17 protein-coding genes are annotated in these 17141 nt (G+C 54.9%); 6 read left to right on the plus strand and 11 right to left on the minus strand.

Translation table 11 applies throughout. The features are described 5' to 3' along the window. Window positions 1-15 precede the first annotated feature (15 nt). From dusB to acuI, 11 genes are all read right to left on the minus strand, one after another. Window positions 16-981: a tRNA dihydrouridine synthase DusB gene (gene dusB / locus RVY89_RS21930; RefSeq protein WP_008502861.1), complete on the minus strand. Its 966-nt coding sequence runs from the start codon at window positions 979-981 to the stop codon at window positions 16-18. Between the two features lie 331 nt (window positions 982-1312). Continuing rightward, window positions 1313-2053 (minus strand): carbonic anhydrase, encoded by a 741-nt coding sequence (locus tag RVY89_RS21935; RefSeq protein ID WP_484827979.1) that lies wholly within the window; start codon window positions 2051-2053, stop codon window positions 1313-1315. Between the two features lie 128 nt (window positions 2054-2181). Then, entirely contained in the window at window positions 2182-3063 is an 882-nt protein-coding gene (gene prmA / locus RVY89_RS21940; protein WP_032639765.1) for a 50S ribosomal protein L11 methyltransferase, read from the minus strand. An 11-nt stretch (window positions 3064-3074) separates the two neighbouring features. Next, window positions 3075-4526: a sodium/pantothenate symporter gene (gene panF / locus RVY89_RS21945; RefSeq protein ID WP_484826434.1), complete on the minus strand. Its 1452-nt coding sequence runs from the start codon at window positions 4524-4526 to the stop codon at window positions 3075-3077. Next, window positions 4516-4758 carry a YhdT family protein gene (locus RVY89_RS21950; protein WP_045329666.1) on the minus strand — a complete coding sequence of 81 codons (243 nt, stop codon included), beginning with the start codon at window positions 4756-4758 and terminating at the stop codon, window positions 4516-4518. The genes panF and RVY89_RS21950 overlap by 11 nt, the downstream gene beginning before the upstream one ends. Before the next feature lie 106 nt (window positions 4759-4864). Next, window positions 4865-6214: an acetyl-CoA carboxylase biotin carboxylase subunit gene (accC, locus tag RVY89_RS21955; protein ID WP_023333644.1), complete on the minus strand. Its 1350-nt coding sequence runs from the start codon at window positions 6212-6214 to the stop codon at window positions 4865-4867. Between the two features lie 10 nt (window positions 6215-6224). Beyond that, complete coding sequence (accB, locus tag RVY89_RS21960; protein WP_010436174.1) at window positions 6225-6686, minus strand: acetyl-CoA carboxylase biotin carboxyl carrier protein; 462 nt, start codon at window positions 6684-6686, stop codon at window positions 6225-6227. Between the two features lie 21 nt (window positions 6687-6707). Beyond that, a complete protein-coding gene (gene aroQ / locus RVY89_RS21965) occupies window positions 6708-7160 on the minus strand; it encodes a type II 3-dehydroquinate dehydratase (protein WP_024906320.1) in 453 nt (150 codons plus the stop codon). A gap of 234 nt (window positions 7161-7394) precedes the next feature. Continuing rightward, window positions 7395-7994 carry a protein-methionine-sulfoxide reductase heme-binding subunit MsrQ gene (msrQ, locus tag RVY89_RS21970; RefSeq protein WP_484826435.1) on the minus strand — a complete coding sequence of 200 codons (600 nt, stop codon included), beginning with the start codon at window positions 7992-7994 and terminating at the stop codon, window positions 7395-7397. Further along, entirely contained in the window at window positions 7995-8996 is a 1002-nt protein-coding gene (msrP, locus tag RVY89_RS21975; RefSeq protein WP_484826436.1) for a protein-methionine-sulfoxide reductase catalytic subunit MsrP, read from the minus strand. 77 nt (window positions 8997-9073) lie between these two features. Beyond that, a complete protein-coding gene (acuI, locus tag RVY89_RS21980) occupies window positions 9074-10048 on the minus strand; it encodes an acrylyl-CoA reductase (NADPH) (protein ID WP_484826437.1) in 975 nt (324 codons plus the stop codon). 182 nt (window positions 10049-10230) lie between these two features. Here acuI and csrD point away from each other — a divergent pair, with 182 nt between their 5' ends. From csrD to rng, 6 genes are all read left to right on the plus strand, one after another. After that, window positions 10231-12171 carry an RNase E specificity factor CsrD gene (gene csrD / locus RVY89_RS21985; RefSeq protein ID WP_484826438.1) on the plus strand — a complete coding sequence of 647 codons (1941 nt, stop codon included), beginning with the start codon at window positions 10231-10233 and terminating at the stop codon, window positions 12169-12171. Window positions 12172-12452: 281 nt separating this feature from the next. Then, window positions 12453-13496 (plus strand): rod shape-determining protein MreB, encoded by a 1044-nt coding sequence (gene mreB / locus RVY89_RS21990; protein ID WP_000913396.1) that lies wholly within the window; start codon window positions 12453-12455, stop codon window positions 13494-13496. A 62-nt stretch (window positions 13497-13558) separates the two neighbouring features. Next, window positions 13559-14575, plus strand: a complete 1017-nt coding sequence (gene mreC / locus RVY89_RS21995) for a rod shape-determining protein MreC (protein ID WP_023309400.1) — start codon at window positions 13559-13561, stop codon at window positions 14573-14575. Further along, complete coding sequence (mreD, locus tag RVY89_RS22000) at window positions 14575-15063, plus strand: rod shape-determining protein MreD (RefSeq protein ID WP_023309399.1); 489 nt, start codon at window positions 14575-14577, stop codon at window positions 15061-15063. Before mreC ends, mreD begins: the two co-directional genes overlap by 1 nt. Before the next feature lie 9 nt (window positions 15064-15072). After that, window positions 15073-15666 (plus strand): Maf family protein, encoded by a 594-nt coding sequence (locus RVY89_RS22005; RefSeq protein ID WP_371899207.1) that lies wholly within the window; start codon window positions 15073-15075, stop codon window positions 15664-15666. Continuing rightward, entirely contained in the window at window positions 15656-17125 is a 1470-nt protein-coding gene (gene rng, locus RVY89_RS22010; RefSeq protein ID WP_010436156.1) for a ribonuclease G, read from the plus strand. Before RVY89_RS22005 ends, rng begins: the two co-directional genes overlap by 11 nt. Window positions 17126-17141 lie beyond the last annotated feature (16 nt).

Consider the following 17141-nt stretch of genomic DNA (forward strand, 5'->3'; position numbering starts at 1 on the left):
CAGCTCTTTATTTCATTACGCAAGATTTTCGAAGTATGCCTCCAACGCCTCCAGCTGTTCGCTGGCATCCTCTATGGCGTTGAATGTGCGCCGAAACTGGTCATCTGGAGCGTGCTCCTGGAGATACCAGGAAACGTGTTTACGCGCAATTCGGTACCCTTTCGCCTGACCGTAGTGGTCATGCAGTTCCCGAACATGCGAACAAAGCAAGCGCTTAACCTCTGCCAGAGGCAGGGGAGCAAGCAGCTCTCCAGTGTCCAGATAATGCTGGATTTCCCGAAAGATCCAGGGTCTTCCCTGAGCGGCACGTCCTATCATCAGAGCATCAGCTCCCGTATAGTCGAGCACAGCTCTGGCTTTAAGCGGGTCAGTTATGTCGCCATTCGCGATAATCGGAATGGAAACTTTCTGCTTAACTGCCCGAATGCTGTCGTATTCAGCTTCACCGTTGAACAAACAGGCGCGCGTGCGTCCATGAATGGTCAGGGCCTGAATGCCACAGTCTTCGGCCAGTTGGGCAATCTCTACACAGTTACGGTGTTCCGGCGACCAACCCGTGCGAATCTTCAACGTAACAGGAACGTCCACTGCGCTGACAACCGCCGTCAGGATAGCTTTCACCTGGTCGGGGTATTGCAGAAGGGCTGAACCTGCAAGCTTGCGATTCACTTTTTTGGCCGGGCACCCCATATTGATATCAATAATCTGGGCACCACTTTCCACGTTGATACGCGCGGCATCTGCCATCTCTTCAGGCACGCTTCCGGCAATTTGCACGGTGCGAATACCGGGTTCATCAATGTGCACCATCCGAAGGCGGGATTTATCGCTTTCCCAAACCTGCGGGTTAGACGACATCATCTCGGATACGGTTAAACCGGCTCCCATCTCATAGCACAGCGTCCTGAACGGCCGGTCGGTAATACCTGCCATAGGGGCTGCGATCAGGCGATTTCTAAGCTGGTGGTGTCCGATGCGCATGAGTTAAGAAATGACCATACTGTGACTGCAAGGCGGCGTATATTACGCATTTTTTGCACGAGATGAAAGGCCAAACTTTGAACAATCCACTGTTGTAGATCAAGGAATAGCCGCTCAATCTGTCCGTTAAGAATTATTCACTATTTAAATCATTGCGTTATGTTTGAATGGCTATTTTATGTGCGCTTACAATTTCCCGTAACTTCTCATCATTTCTGAATAAAGGGCTGGCTTGAGCGGGATAATCTGCTGTTTTTAGCAGCAGATTTTCCCTCTTCTTTGCGATCTGCATCGCATTTTAGAACATGATCTTAAGCCTCAGGACGGGCGGTTATTCGACCACAACACGCCCATGCAGAGACTGTACCGGACGGTTATTATCGTGATGCATGGTATGAGTAAATTTCTCAAGCTGTTCTGCTGAGATGGTTAACGGCTGTTTGAGCACGATCCAGGTGACCCCTTCAGAACACGGTGGCGTGGTCAAAGAGCCGCTAAAGCGCCAGTAGGTTTTCACCTTTGGCAGCAGTTTGTTCAGGTTGAGATCCTTCTCAATGGTGACGTTCTGTTCAGCCTGCTGTGGCATCACGCTCCACAGCTTTTCCAGCTCTGGATTCGCAGCACCTTTATCAAACATGACGGCCACCACGGCCAGCTCACCCGCGCTGTTTTTATGTACCAGATGCATCTCCATCGCGTACTTCTTGCCATGCACGGTGTTTTCGCTCGGCGCATGGAAGTGGAACTGCTGTAGCGTCCAGGTTTGCTTGTCCAGGGTTATCGTATTACGGGTATCTGCTTTTTCGCTGGCCTGAATGGTATGGCCATTATTTGTCAGCGTAACAGGGCTATCAATGTAGTGCGTTTTAAGCGGAGGGAGATGGGCGTGAGCGGTCGAATCAATATTAATCGGGGACTGGTTCATTCCGCTTTGACAGGTCTTGTATGCCTCGTCCAGCTCGCCCCAGTGTTCCGGAGAACCTTCCCCTTCGTAGCTCCAGTGTGACGCAAATGCTGAAACCGAGATCATGCTCAGCGCCAGCAGCGCTGCCTTGCCTGTAATGTGTTTCATCATATTCTTCCGGTGAATTTTTATAATACAAATCAGCATGATTTGTGGGGTTATTTTACCGAAGAATGAACGGGGGAGAGAGGATTATCAGAGGGTGAGAGGCGTGGTCAGATGACCACGCCAAATGCTTATTTTTTACGACCGGTAATGCGGCACCACTCTTCTTTCTCCACCACCGGGTCGAGAGCGAAAAGATCGGCGTAGGCTTCGCACACGCTGTCCGCCTGGCTTGCCAGGATACCGGAAAGCCCCAGCAGACCGCCCTCAACGGGCAGCACGCTGATTAACGGGGCCAGCTCGCGCAGTGGGCCCGCCAGAATGTTTGCGACCACCACATCGGCTTTCATGGCGTCTGGCTGTGCATCCGGCAGATACAGCTCCAGACGATCGGACACGCCGTTACGCTCGGCGTTATCGCGGCTGGCCTGAATCGCCTGCGGATCGATATCGATCCCGATGGCTTTTGCCGCGCCCAGCTTCAGGGCCGCAATCGCGAGGATCCCGGATCCGCAGCCGAAGTCGATCACTGTCTTACCGTCCAGATCCAGACCATCCAGCCACTGCAGGCACAGCGAGGTGGTTGGGTGAGTGCCGGTACCAAACGCCAGGCCCGGGTCAAGCATCACGTTGACTGCATTCTCGTCCGGGACGTCGCGCCAGCTTGGGCAGATCCACAGACGTTTGCCGAACTGCATCGGGTGGAAGTTATCCATCCACTCGCGTTCCCAGTCTTTGTCTTCCAGCTGTTCGATTTTGTGCACAAAGCCCGCGCCCAGCAGAGGATGATTCTCCAGAATCGCGACAACCTCTTTCATATCGGTTTCGGCATCAAACAGGCCAATAACGTCGGTATCACCCCACAGGCGGGTTTCGCCCGGCAGCGGCTCAAAGACCGGCGTGTCATGCGTGTCCTGGAAGGTGATAGAGACCGAGCCGGCCTCCATCAGCGCATCGCTCAGTTCCTCGGCGTTAGCGCCGGTTGTGTTCAGTTTTAGTTGGATCCACGGCATGGCAAAACTCTTTATTTATCAGTAGAAATCATAGCGGGTTCTGGGACAGGCTGACCGAAACGGTTCCCCACCACAAACGCCAGTAAACTTAGCAGTAACGAAGGCACAATCGGATGGAAGCCCAGGTACTGAATCTTAAACGTTGCAAGGACGGCATACAGCACACCGCCGACGATCATGCCGCTCAGCGCGCCCGCCGCGTTTGCGCGTTCCCAGTAGAGCCCTAACACCAGCGGCCACAGGAATACCGCTTCCAGCCCACCAAACGCCAGCAGGTTCAGCCAGATGATCATCTCCGGCGGGCGCCATGCGGCTAACATCATCAGAATGCCGAGCACCAGCGTGGTCCAGGTCGAGATGCGTTTCAGCTTTTGCTCATTATGCATTTTAGCCGGACGCGCGCTAAGCCACAGATCTTTGATGATAGTGGCGGAAGCCTGAAGCAGGTGCGCGTTAACGTTGGACATGATGGCCGCCATCGGTGCAGCAAGGAACAGCCCGGCGGCCCACGGCGGCAGAACCTGCACCATCAGCGTAGGGATCACCTGATCCGGCACGGTCAGGTGAGGTAATACGGCCCGCCCCAGCGCGCCCGCCAGATGCATGCCCAGCATCAGAAGGGCGACAACGACGGTACCAATCACAATCCCACGGTGAACGGCTTTGCTGTCTTTATAGGAGATACAGCGCACGGCGGTGTGCGGCAGACCGATAACCCCGAAGCAGACCAGCACCCAGAAGGAGGTCATAAACGCAGGCGTCAGGATATCGTCAGCACCATGAGGGCTGACCAGTTTAGGATCGATCTGTTCCAGCGTTTGCACCGCATTGTGTAACCCACCGGCCGCGTAGATGACGCCGACCAGCAGCACAAGGGTGCCTATCAGCATCACCATGCCCTGCATGGTGTCGTTCAGCACGCTGGCGCGGAAGCCGCCAAACGCGGTGTACAGCGCAATCGTGATCCCGAAGATGAGCAGCCCGGTCTCGTACTTAATACCCGCCGCCGTTTCCAGCAGGCGCGCGCCGCCAATAAACTGAACGGCAATGGCGCCGACGAAGGCGACAATCAGGCTGATACTGGCAATCCAGACCACCGCGCGGCTTTGATAACGCGCCTGCAGCATATCGTTTAGCGTAATGGCGTTATAGCGGCGAGCGAGTATGGCAAATTTTTTGCCAAGAATACCCAGTGACAGCCAAATCGTGGGCACCTGGATCATGGCCAGTAGTACCCAGCCCAGCCCGTATTTATATGCTGCTCCCGGCCCGCCAATGAACGAACTGGCGCTCACGTACGTGGCGGTCAGGGTCATCGCCAGCACAAACCCGCCCATGGAACGGCTGCCGAGGAAATATTCGCTCAGAAACGATCCGGTACTGCGTTTGCGCATGGCATAGAAAGAGAGACCAAATACCACGATCAAATAGACAACCAGTACGGTGATGATTTCAGTTTGCATCACTATCCTCCAGCGGGAAATCGCGGAAGATAAAGCGCACCATCAGCCAGCTGAGCAAAATGAAAATCAACGGTACCAGCAGACACGCCATTTCAAACCAGTGCGGCAGCCCGGTTATACCGGAGGCTGAATCTGGTAAGTAAGCGGTTACTAACCATGCGGCGAGATAGAGAAGGGTCAGCCACAGCGCCCAGCGCGCTTCTTTATGGGCCTGAACAAAACGTTTGTCCATTTTTTGTCCCTTGTGGATGAAGAAAGCGGGGATTGTACATGATGAGGCTTTCCAGACCCCAGAAATAAAAAAGGCCGGATAATCCGGCCTTTTAGTGCGCGCAGTCTTACTTTTCGTTAAGACCGAGCTTCTTCTCGAGATAGTGGATGTTGGTTCCACCATTCTGGAAGTGCTCGTCGCTCATGATACGCATCTGCAGATCAACGTTGGTTTTGATACCGTCGATGATCAGCTCCTGCAGGGCGTTCTTCATGCGGGCAATCGCCACGTCACGGTTTTCGCCGTAGCAGATAAGCTTGCCGATCATTGAGTCATAGTACGGCGGTACGGTGTAACCGGCGTAAATATGAGATTCCCAGCGCACGCCAAAGCCACCCGGCGCGTGGAAACGCGTGATTTTACCCGGGCTTGGCAGGAAGGTGTTCGGGTCTTCGGCGTTGATACGGCATTCTACCGCATGGCCTTTCACCACAACTTCTTCCTGCTTGATGGACAGCGGCTGGCCTGCAGCGATACGCAGCTGTTCTTTGATCAGGTCAACGCCGGTGATCATTTCGGTAACCGGGTGTTCAACCTGAATACGGGTGTTCATTTCGATGAAATAGAACTCGCCGTTTTCGAACAGGAACTCAAAGGTACCTGCACCGCGATAGCCGATATCGACACACGCTTTGGAGCAACGCTCGCCGATGTAGCGACGCAGTTCCGGAGTAATGCCCGGCGCTGGTGCTTCTTCGACCACTTTCTGGTGACGACGCTGCATGGAGCAGTCACGTTCTGCCAGATAGATCGCGTTACCCTGACCGTCAGCCAGCACCTGAATTTCGATGTGGCGTGGGTTTTCCAGGTATTTTTCCATGTACACCATGTCATTGCTGAAAGCGGCTTTCGCTTCTGCTTTGGTCATGGAGATGGACTGCGCCAGTTCAGCATCGCTGCGCACAACGCGCATACCGCGACCACCGCCGCCGCCGGACGCTTTGATGATAACCGGGTAGCCAATGCGTTTAGCATGAGCACGGTTAGCATCCATGTCGTCGGTCAGAGGGCCGTCAGAGCCTGGTACGGTTGGAACACCGGCTTTTTTCATCGCGGTGATTGCAGACACTTTGTCGCCCATCAGGCGGATAGTGTCGGCTTTCGGGCCGATAAAGATGAAGCCAGAGCGTTCGACCTGCTCAGCAAAGTTGGCGTTCTCAGAGAGGAAGCCGTAACCCGGATGAATTGCCACCGCGCCGGTGATTTCAGCGGCGCTGATGATAGCCGGGATGTTCAGATAGCTTTTTACGGACGGAGCCGGGCCAATACAGACCGTCTCATCCGCCAGCAATACGTGTTTTAAATCGCGATCCGCGCTTGAGTGCACAGCGACGGTCTTGATGCCCAGTTCTTTACAGGCACGAAGAATACGCAATGCGATCTCGCCGCGGTTGGCGATAACAATTTTATCCAGCATGTACGCCTCGTTACTCGATGACGACCAGCGGCTCGTCAAATTCAACCGGCTGACCACTTTCGACCAGAATCGCTTTCACAGTACCTGATTTGTCTGCTTCGATCTGGTTCATCATTTTCATCGCTTCAACGATGCACAGGGTATCGCCTACGTTGACTTTCTGACCCACTTCGATGAACGCCTTCGCGTCCGGGCTCGGGGTGCGGTAGAAAGTACCAACCATTGGGGAACGTACGATGTGACCACTGATTTCTGCTGCAGCGGCAGGTGCGGCTTCAGCTGCTGGCGCAACGGCTGCGGAGAGCGCAGGCTGCTGCACTGGCGCAGCATAAGCTTGCTGCATTACCGGGAAGCTAGCGGCTGGGGCTGCACGGCTGATGCGTACAGACTCTTCGCCTTCAGAAATTTCCAGTTCGGAGATGCCTGATTCTTCAACCAGCTCGATCAGTTTTTTAATCTTACGAATATCCATGAGTGGGTTCCGTACTCTTGTTTAGTGTGATTGTGACAAGCGTTTTACCGCTGTCTGTAAAGCGTATGAATAGCCGTCAGCGCCCAGTCCACAGATTACGCCAGCAGCGATATCTGACAGATACGAATGGTGGCGGAACGGCTCTCGGGCGTGCACATTACTCAGGTGGATCTCGATAAACGGGATACTCACCGCGAGCAGTGCGTCGCGGATAGCAACACTGGTGTGCGTAAACGCGGCCGGATTGATCAGGATATAGTCCACATTGTCTTTAGCCTGATGAATACGGTCGATGATTGCGTACTCCGCATTCGACTGAAAATGATCCAAATCCACATTCAGTGACGCTGCTTCCGTTCCCAGACGGTTAACAATTTCACTCAATGTCAGCGTGCCGTACTTCTCTGGCTCACGGGTGCCGAGCATGTTCAGGTTCGGTCCGTTCAAAACTAAGATATGGAACTTATCAGTCATTATGCCGCTATCTCCTGCGATTTTCCGGTAAAAAACAAAATATACCTTCGAAACGCAAATGTCACCTTTTCAGAGGCTTAAAACCGCTGTCAGGCGAACCAAGGTCGCACATTATAACGATTTCGTAGCATTTAGCAGCTAAATACTGGTCTTATCAGGGAAGATTATCAACCGCTATCCGAAAAAGATTTACGGTTGACGGGGAATATGCGGGAAAACGCACAGTTTCGCGAACTATCGCAACCACTGGCGGAACTTCTTGTAACGCCATGCTAAAAGCGCCACGGCGGCCAGTGCATAAAGGATCGGCTGCGGCGAGAGGATCTTCACCGACCACAGGTAATGAATGGGGGCGAGGATCGCGACAAGATAGACGAAGTTGTGCAGCAGCTGCCAGCGCCTGCCCAGCTTTCGCTGCGCATATTGCGTGGAGGTCAGCGCTAACGCCAGTAAAACCACCCAGCTCACGATACCCAACGTCAGATAAGGACGTGTCACCAGTTCGCGGCCAAGCAGCGCCATATTGTTAATTCCCAGCTCCAGCAGAGCGTAGCTGGTGAGATGCAGCGTCGCCCAGGCAAAACACCATAGCCCTAACAGCCGACGGGTGCGTATCAATAATGGCTGTTTAGCGTAGCGCGCCAGCGGCGAGACGAGCAAGGTGGCCAGCAAAAATTTCAGAGCCATCCGACCGGTAAAATGCTGAATATCCTTGGCCGGATCGGCGCTAAATAGCCCCTGACTGGCGGCCCAGAACAGCCATATAAAAGGAAGCAGCCCGGCCAGGTGCAGCAGCACTTTCAGCCAGGTAATCTGTTTTGCCGTTAAACGCACTCAGAAGTTCTCCCGTAAGTTGAGGCCACGGTACAGCGAGGCCACTTCATCCGCATAGCCGTTAAACAGCAGCGTCGGCTGGCGCTTCACGTCCAGCGCACCGCCGGAACCGATAAACCGCTCGGTTGCCTGCGACCAGCGCGGATGATCCACGTGCGGGTTCACGTTGGCGAAGAAACCGTATTCATCCGGGGCCGCCAGATTCCAGGTGGTTGGCGGTCGCTCGCGGGTGAGCTTAATGCTGACGATAGATTTAATCCCTTTGAAGCCATATTTCCACGGTACGGTTAAACGAATGGGGGCACCGTTCTGCGGCGGAAGCGCTTTTCCATAAACGCCGACGGTCAGCAGGGTGAGCGGGTGCATCGCCTCGTCGAGACGTAACCCTTCCACATACGGATACTCAAGCCCGCCGCCGATAAACCGATCTTTCTGCCCGGGCATCTCGTCCGGCGCATAGCGCGTCTGGAAAGCGACATATTTTGCGTTGCTGGTGGGCTCAACCATCGCCAGCAATTTATGCAGCGGGAAGCCGACCCAGGGCACCACCATCGACCAGGCTTCCACACAGCGCATACGGTAGATACGCTCTTCGAGCGGGAAACGGGTGGTAAGATCGTGGTGGTCCAGCGTCAGGGGTTTCGCCACTTCGCCATCAATCTTTAGCGTCCACGGATCGGTTTTGAGGCTACCGGCGTTGGCGGCAGGATCGGCCTTATCGAGACCAAATTCGTAGAAGTTGTTGTAGCCGGTGACTTTATCTTCTGGCGTAAGCGCGAGTTTGTTCTGCCATTGAGCGGGTTTCGTAAAGGTGAGCGGGGCGCCGGAAGGGGCCTTCGGCCGATCGTTGCCTTTAAACCAGTCGAGCAGGTCGGCGTGTGCTGCCGGCGAGAGCGAGAGCGCGGTGGCGCTGATGCCAAGCATTTTCAGGATCTGGCGGCGCTGTAACATAAAGACAGACTCAGACGTTACGTCGGCTTCCGTCAGCTTTCGGTTTTTCATGGCATCCTCCGTCATGCGTTTTCCTAAGCATGACGGAGGAGAGGGATTCGCGCGAATATGTCACGAAAATTTGAAGATTAGGCGATTTTCACCAGCGCGCGACCGTGGAACTGGTTGTCCATGATCTTACTGGCATACTCCGGTGCCTGGCTGAGCGTGATCTCCGTGGCGCTCTGAGTGTAGAAGGATTCCGGCAGGTCGCGTACCAGACGTTCCCATGCCTGCGTACGGCGAGCCGCTGGAGTCATCACGGAATCCACACCCTGCAGGCGGACGTTACGCAAAATAAATGGCATCACGGTGGTGGGCAGGGCAAATCCGCCCGCCAGTCCGCAGGCTGCCACGCAGCCGCCGTAGTTCATCTGCGCCAGGACTTTTGCCAGCACCTTATCACCGACGGTATCTACCGCGCCTGCCCAGACCTGTTTTTCCAGCGGACGGGTTTCGGCGAATTCGTCACGGCTGAGAATGCGGTTTGCACCGAGCTGGCGCAGGTAATCGTGGGTGCTTTCACGACCGGAAACCGCCGCGACCTGATAGCCCAGTTTGTGCAGAAGCGTCACTGCCGTGCTGCCCACGCCGCCGCTGGCGCCGGTGACGACAATTTCGCCCGATTCAGGGCGGATACCCGCATCTTCCAGCGCCATCACGCACAGCATGGCGGTAAAACCTGCCGTTCCGACGATCATCGCCTTACGGCCATCCATGCCTTTCGGCATCGGCACCAGCCAGTCGCCCTTCACGCGCGCCTGCGTGGCCAGCCCCCCCCAGTGATTTTCACCTACGCCCCAGCCGGTGAGCAGCACCTGCTGCCCCGGGTGGAAGCGCGGATCCTCGCTGGTATGAACCCGGCCCGCGAAATCAATACCCGGCACCATAGGGAAATTTCGGATGATTTTACCCTTACCGGTAATCGCCAGCGCATCTTTATAATTTAAACTGGACCAGTCAATGTCGACGGTTACTTCGCCTTCCGGCAGGCGACTCTCTTCTACCGCCTGCACTGAGGCAAGCGTTTTGCCGTCCTGCTGTTCTAAGATCAAAGCCTGCATACGGGGTCCTCTCGACTCATATGATTGGAAAATAATTTCTGAAGACTATACTCGCTCAGGGAAACGCGGTGCCGATTTAACGCAATAAATTGCCAGATACACCCGATTTGGTAGTATGCCGCATTCGAAATGCAAGTTAGTGCTTACTCGCTACCCCATCAACCCACGGAGTAATCTCAAGGATGCGATTAACGACGAAGTTCTCAGCTTTTATCACCTTGCTGACGGGGCTTACCATTTTTGTCACGCTTATGGGCTGCTCCCTGAGCTTTTACACCGCCATTCAGGACAAGCTGGTTAACCGGGTACAGTCTGTTGCATCGGTGATTGATACGCGTCTGCTGACGACGCCGCTGCCGGTGCTCTCCCGTGAGCTCGATGAGTTGATGGTACCTGTTGATATTGTTCGGATCGACATTCAGCAGGGAAAGCACCGTGTTTTAAGCCACGAACGGCCGGGAAGTTATCTGCCCGCGGGGGTGGTGAGCCAGTATCGTGAAGTGACGGTGCATTCCCTGAAAAATCCGGGGATGACCATACACATGGTCTACCTCGATCCGATGGCGAGCTATTTCCGTTCCATGATGACCACCGCGCCGCTCACCGTTGCGGTGGCGTTTATCGTCCTGCTGATCTTTCTCGCGGTCCGCTGGCTGCGCCGCCAGCTCTCCGGCCAGGAGCTGCTGGAGATGCGCTCCGTGCGTATCCTTAACGGTGAGCGCGGCCCGCAGGTGCGTGGTTCAGTCCATGAGTGGCCTTCACGCACCAGCAGCGCGCTGGATACGCTGCTCTCGGAAATCCAGTTTGCCAGCGACCAGCGCAGCCGTATGGATACGCTGATCCGTTCCTATGCCGCCCAGGATAATAAAACCGGCCTGAACAACCGCCTTTTCTTTGATAATCAGCTCGCCACGCTGCTCGACGATTCGGAAAAAGTGGGAACACACGGGGTGGTGATGATGATTCGCCTGCCTGACTTTGATCTCGTGCGCGATACCTGGGGACAGCGGGCCGCGGAAGAAAATCTTTTTACGCTTATCAACCTGCTCTCCACCTTTATTATGCGCTACCCTGGTGCGCTGCTGGCCCGCTATCACCGCAGCGACTTTGCCGTGTTGCTGCCGCACCGTACGCTGAAGGAGTCAGAAAGCATCGCCAGCCAGCTGCTGAAGGCGGTGGATGCGCTGCCGCAGAGCAAAATGCTCGACAGGGACGATATGGTCCACATGGGGATCTGCGCCTGGCGTGGCGGGCAATCGACAGAACAGGTGATGGAACATGCGGAAGCGGCCACCCGCAACGCCGTGTTGCAGGGCGCGAACGGATGGGCGGTGTATGATGACTCTCTGCCGGAAAAAGGGCGCGGCAACGTGCGCTGGCGAACGCTGATTGAGCAAATGCTTAGCCGCGGCGGACCGCGTATTTATCAAAAACCCGCGGTCATGAAAAACGGTAACGTTCATCACCGTGAACTGATGTGTCGTATTTTTGACGGTTCGGAAGAGGTTATCTCGGCGGAATATCTGCCGATGGTCCTGCAATTTGGTCTGTCCGAAGAGTATGACCGCCAGCAAATTACCCGGTTAATTCCGTTTTTATCTTTCTGGCCGGAAGAAAACCTGGCGCTGCAGGTCACCGTGGAGTCGTTAATACGCCCACGTTTTCAGCGCTGGCTACGTGATACATTAATGCAATGCGAAAAATCGCAACGCAAACACATTATTTTTGAACTTGCTGAGGCCGATGTAGGTCAACACATCAGCCGGTTACGTCCGGTGGTACGATTGATCAATGCGCTCGGTGCGCGTGTCGCGGTGACGCAGGCAGGTTTAACCCTGGTCAGTACCGACTGGATTAAGACGCTGGATGTGGAGTTATTAAAGCTACATCCAGGGCTGGTAAGGAATATTGAGAAGCGTACGGAAAACCAGCTGCTGGTACAGAGTCTGGTAGAAGCATGCAAGGGAACGCGAACGCAAGTATTTGCTGCGGGCGTGCGCTCCAGAGGCGAATGGCAGATGTTAACAGAGCGCGGTGTAATGGGTGGTCAGGGGGATTTTTTTGCTGCCTCTCAACCGCTTGACACCAACGTGAAAAAATATTTGCAAAGATACTCTGTTTGACCTGCCGTTTACGCTGTTTTCACGTAGAATATCGCGCCTGTAGCTTTGAGTATGTCGAGCAAAAAGCCAGTGAACGACCTTTAACGGTTACAAACGTCAGTGGGGAACGCTACTGTTTACTCAGCCCTGAGGGAGTCAGGGGATGATTTTGTAACATCAGGAAACGTACTGCACAAATTTTCACCGTTGCAGATGATTTTTGCGCCTTGTCGCTGCTGCGTGTGGTTGGTAAAGTAAGCGGATTTTGTTTTCCGCCCCAGCTTTCAGGATTATCCCTTAGTATGTTGAAAAAATTTCGTGGCATGTTTTCCAATGACCTGTCCATTGACCTGGGTACCGCGAATACCCTTATTTATGTAAAAGGACAAGGCATCGTATTGAATGAGCCTTCCGTTGTGGCCATTCGTCAGGATCGTGCAGGCTCGCCGAAAAGCGTGGCCGCTGTGGGTCATGACGCGAAGCAGATGCTGGGTCGTACCCCTGGCAACATCGCCGCTATTCGCCCAATGAAAGACGGCGTTATCGCCGACTTCTTCGTGACTGAAAAAATGCTTCAGCACTTCATCAAGCAGGTTCACAGCAACAGCTTCATGCGTCCAAGCCCGCGTGTTCTGGTGTGTGTGCCGGTTGGCGCAACCCAGGTAGAACGTCGCGCAATCCGTGAATCTGCCCAGGGTGCAGGTGCACGTGAAGTGTTCCTGATTGAAGAGCCAATGGCGGCGGCAATCGGTGCAGGTCTGCCTGTGTCTGAAGCGACCGGTTCCATGGTGGTGGATATCGGTGGTGGTACCACTGAAGTGGCCGTTATCTCTCTGAACGGCGTGGTGTACTCCTCTTCCGTACGTATCGGTGGTGACCGCTTCGACGAAGCCATCATTAATTATGTGCGCCGTAACTACGGCTCTCTGATCGGTGAAGCCACCGCAGAGCGTATCAAACATGAAATCGGCTCTGCGTATCCGGGCGATGAAGTGCGTGAGATCGAAGTCCGTGGCCGTAACCTGGCTGAAGGTGTTCCACGCGGTTTCACCCTGAACTCCAACGAAATTCTGGAAGCTCTGCAGGAACCACTGACGGGCATCGTGAGCGCGGTAATGGTTGCGCTGGAACAGTGCCCACCAGAGCTGGCGTCCGATATCTCCGAGCGCGGTATGGTTCTGACCGGTGGTGGTGCGCTGCTGCGTAACCTCGACCGCCTGTTAATGGAAGAGACAGGTATTCCTGTCGTAGTTGCAGAAGATCCACTGACTTGCGTCGCCCGTGGTGGTGGCAAGGCGCTGGAAATGATCGACATGCACGGCGGCGATTTGTTCAGCGAAGAGTAGTCGAGTTTGAGAGGGTAGCAATTTGCTACCCTTTCTCTCTGACGCGAGAATACGCATAGCCTATGAAGCCAATTTTTAGCCGTGGCCCATCGCTACAGTTTCGCCTCATTCTGGCGGTTCTGGTTGCGCTTGGGGTCATTATTGCCGATAGCCGCCTCGGTACGTTCAGCCAGATCCGAACGTACATGGATACCGCCGTCAGTCCTTTCTACTTTGTTTCAAATGGTCCCCGTGAACTGCTCGACTCCGTTTCTCAAACGCTGTCTTCACGTGACCAACTCGAACTCGAAAACCGGGCATTACGTCAGGAACTGTTGCTGAAAAACAGCGAACTGCTGATGCTGGGGCAATACAAGCAGGAGAACGCGCGTCTGCGTGAACTGCTCGGCTCGCCGCTGCGTCAGGATGAGCAGAAAATGGTCACGCAGGTGATCTCCACGGTGAACGACCCTTACAGCGATCAGGTTGTGATCGACAAAGGGAGCGTGAACGGGGTGTATGAAGGTCAGCCTGTTATCAGTGATAAAGGCGTTGTGGGCCAGGTTGTTGCCGTGGCCAAACTGACCAGCCGCGTGCTGCTGATTTGCGATGCTACGCATGCCCTGCCGATCCAGGTTCTGCGCAACGACATCCGCGTAATTGCGGCCGGTAACGGCTGTACGGACGACCTGCAGCTGGAACATCTGCCAGCTAACACGGATATTCGCGTGGGCGACGTGCTGGTGACGTCCGGCCTGGGTGGCCGCTTCCCTGAAGGCTATCCGGTTGCGGTGGTCTCTTCGGTCAAGCTGGATACCCAGCGTGCCTATACCGTGATTCAGGCGCGTCCAACCGCCGGTCTGCAGCGTCTGCGCTATCTGCTGCTGCTGTGGGGCGCCGATCGTAACGGTGCTAATCCGATGACGCCTGAAGAGGTGCATCGCGTAGCAAACGAGCGCCTGATGCAGATGATGCCGCAGGTTCTCCCGCCTGCGGATTCCATGGGGCCGCCTGCGCCTGTCCCGGCGCCGGCAACAGGGTTAACGCAGCCGCTTCCGGATGCGCCGCCACCGCCTAAACTCTCTTCGGGAGGGCAGTAGTGGCAAGCTATCGTAGCCAGGGACGCTGGGTCATCTGGCTCTCGTTTCTCATTGCACTGTTGCTGCAAGTGATGCCCTGGCCGGATGACATTCTCGTTTTCCGGCCAAACTGGGTATTGCTCATTTTGCTCTACTGGATCCTTGCCCTGCCGCATCGCGTAAATGTCGGCACAGGTTTCGTGATGGGTGCCATACTGGATCTCATTAGTGGCTCTACGCTTGGCGTGCGCGCCTTGTCCATGAGCATTATTGCGTACCTCGTCGCACTCAAATTCCAGCTCTTTCGTAACCTTGCGCTCTGGCAACAGGCCCTGGTTGTGATGTTGTTGTCGCTCGCTGCGGATATCGTTGTTTTCTGGGCAGAGTTTTTAGTGATCAACGTCTCTTTCCGACCGGAAGTGTTCTGGAGTAGTGTAGTAAACGGTGTGCTCTGGCCATGGTTATTCCTGCTGATGCGTAAGGTTCGCCAGCAGTTTGCTGTGCAATAAAAGGTTTCTATGACGTCTTTGTATCTCGCTTCCGGCTCCCCGCGCCGTCAGGAACTCCTGACGCAGCTAGGGGTCTCTTTTGAACGCATCGTGACCGGCATTGAAGAAAAACGTGCTGAGGGCGAAAGCGCTCAACAGTACGTGTCACGTCTGGCGCGAGAGAAAGCGCAGGCGGGCGTGGCCAGTGTGCCACGCGATCTTCCCGTGCTGGGAGCAGATACCATCGTTATCCTGAACGGTGAAGTGCTGGAGAAACCGCGCGACGCCGATCATGCGGCGCGCATGCTGCGCAAGCTGTCCGGACAAACGCATCAGGTGATGACGGCCGTCGCGCTGGCCGATCGCCAGCACGTGCTGGACTGCCTGGTGGTGACGGAAGTGACCTTCAGAGTACTTACCGACGACGACATCGCCGCTTATATTGCCAGCGGTGAACCGATGGATAAAGCAGGTGCATACGGTATTCAGGGGCTGGGTGGCTGTTTTGTCAGGAAGATTAATGGCAGCTATCACGCCGTAGTCGGCTTACCGCTGGTGGAAACGTATGAGTTGCTGAGCAATTTTAACTCACTGCGTGAGGGAAGGGATAATTATGACGGCTGAATTGTTGGTAAACGTAACGCCATCGGAAACCCGTGTGGCCTATATTGATGGTGGCATTCTTCAGGAAATTCATATTGAGCGTGAAGCGCGGCGCGGAATAGTAGGCAATATCTACAAAGGTCGTGTCAGTCGTGTACTACCGGGTATGCAGGCGGCTTTTGTAGATATTGGACTGGATAAGGCGGCATTTTTACATGCCTCCGATATCATGCCGCACACCGAGTGCGTCGCGGGCGAAGAGCAAAAGCAGTTTGCCGTGCGCGATATTTCTGAACTGGTGCGTCAGGGACAGGATCTGATGGTGCAGGTGGTGAAAGATCCCCTTGGTACCAAAGGCGCCCGTCTGACCACCGACATCACCTTACCTTCCCGCTATCTGGTCTTTATGCCCGGCGCGTCGCACGTGGGCGTCTCACAGCGTATTGAGAGCGAAACCGAGCGCGAGCGTCTGAAGAAAGTGGTCAGCGCCTACTGCGATGAACAGGGCGGGTTTATCATCCGTACCGCTGCGGAAGGAATTAGCGAAGAAGACCTGGCGTCGGATGCGGCATACCTGAAGCGCGTCTGGACAAAAGTGATGGAGCGTAAAAAACGCAACCAGACCCGCTACCAGCTCTACGGTGAACTGGCGCTGGCTCAGCGCGTTCTGCGTGACTTTGCTGATGCGCAGCTCGACCGCATTCGCGTGGACTCTCGCCTAACGTATGAAGCGCTGCTGGAGTTTACCGCCGAATATATCCCGGAGATGCCTGGCCTGCTGGAGCATTATTCCGGACGTCAGCCGATCTTCGATCTCTATGATGTCGAAAACGAGATCCAGCGTGCGCTGGAGCGTAAGGTTGAGCTGAAGTCCGGCGGCTATCTGATCATCGATCAGACCGAAGCGATGACCACCGTCGATATCAACACCGGCGCGTTCGTCGGCCATCGCAACCTGGATGACACCATCTTCAACACCAACATCGAAGCCACGCAGGCGATTGCGCGCCAGCTTCGTCTGCGCAATCTGGGCGGCATTATCATCATCGACTTCATCGATATGAGTAATGAAGACCATCGTCGCCGCGTGCTGCACTCGCTTGAGCAGGCTCTGAGTAAAGATCGCGTGAAGACCAGCATCAACGGCTTCTCGCAGCTGGGGCTGGTGGAAATGACGCGTAAGCGCACCCGTGAGAGCGTGGAGCATGTGCTATGTAATGAATGCCCAACCTGCCATGGGCGCGGAACGGTAAAGACGGTTGAGACCGTCTGCTACGAGATTATGCGTGAAATCGTTCGTGTTCATCATGCCTACGACTCCGATCGTTTTCTGGTCTATGCTTCCCCTGCGGTGGCTGAAGCGCTGAAAGGCGAAGAGTCACACGCGCTGGCGGAAGTGGAAATCTTTGTCGGCAAACAGGTAAAAGTACAAATTGAACCGCTCTATAACCAGGAGCAGTTTGACGTCGTGATGATGTAAGGCGCAGTACGCTGCG

This window comes from Enterobacter sp. 3U4, from assembly GCF_057224565.1.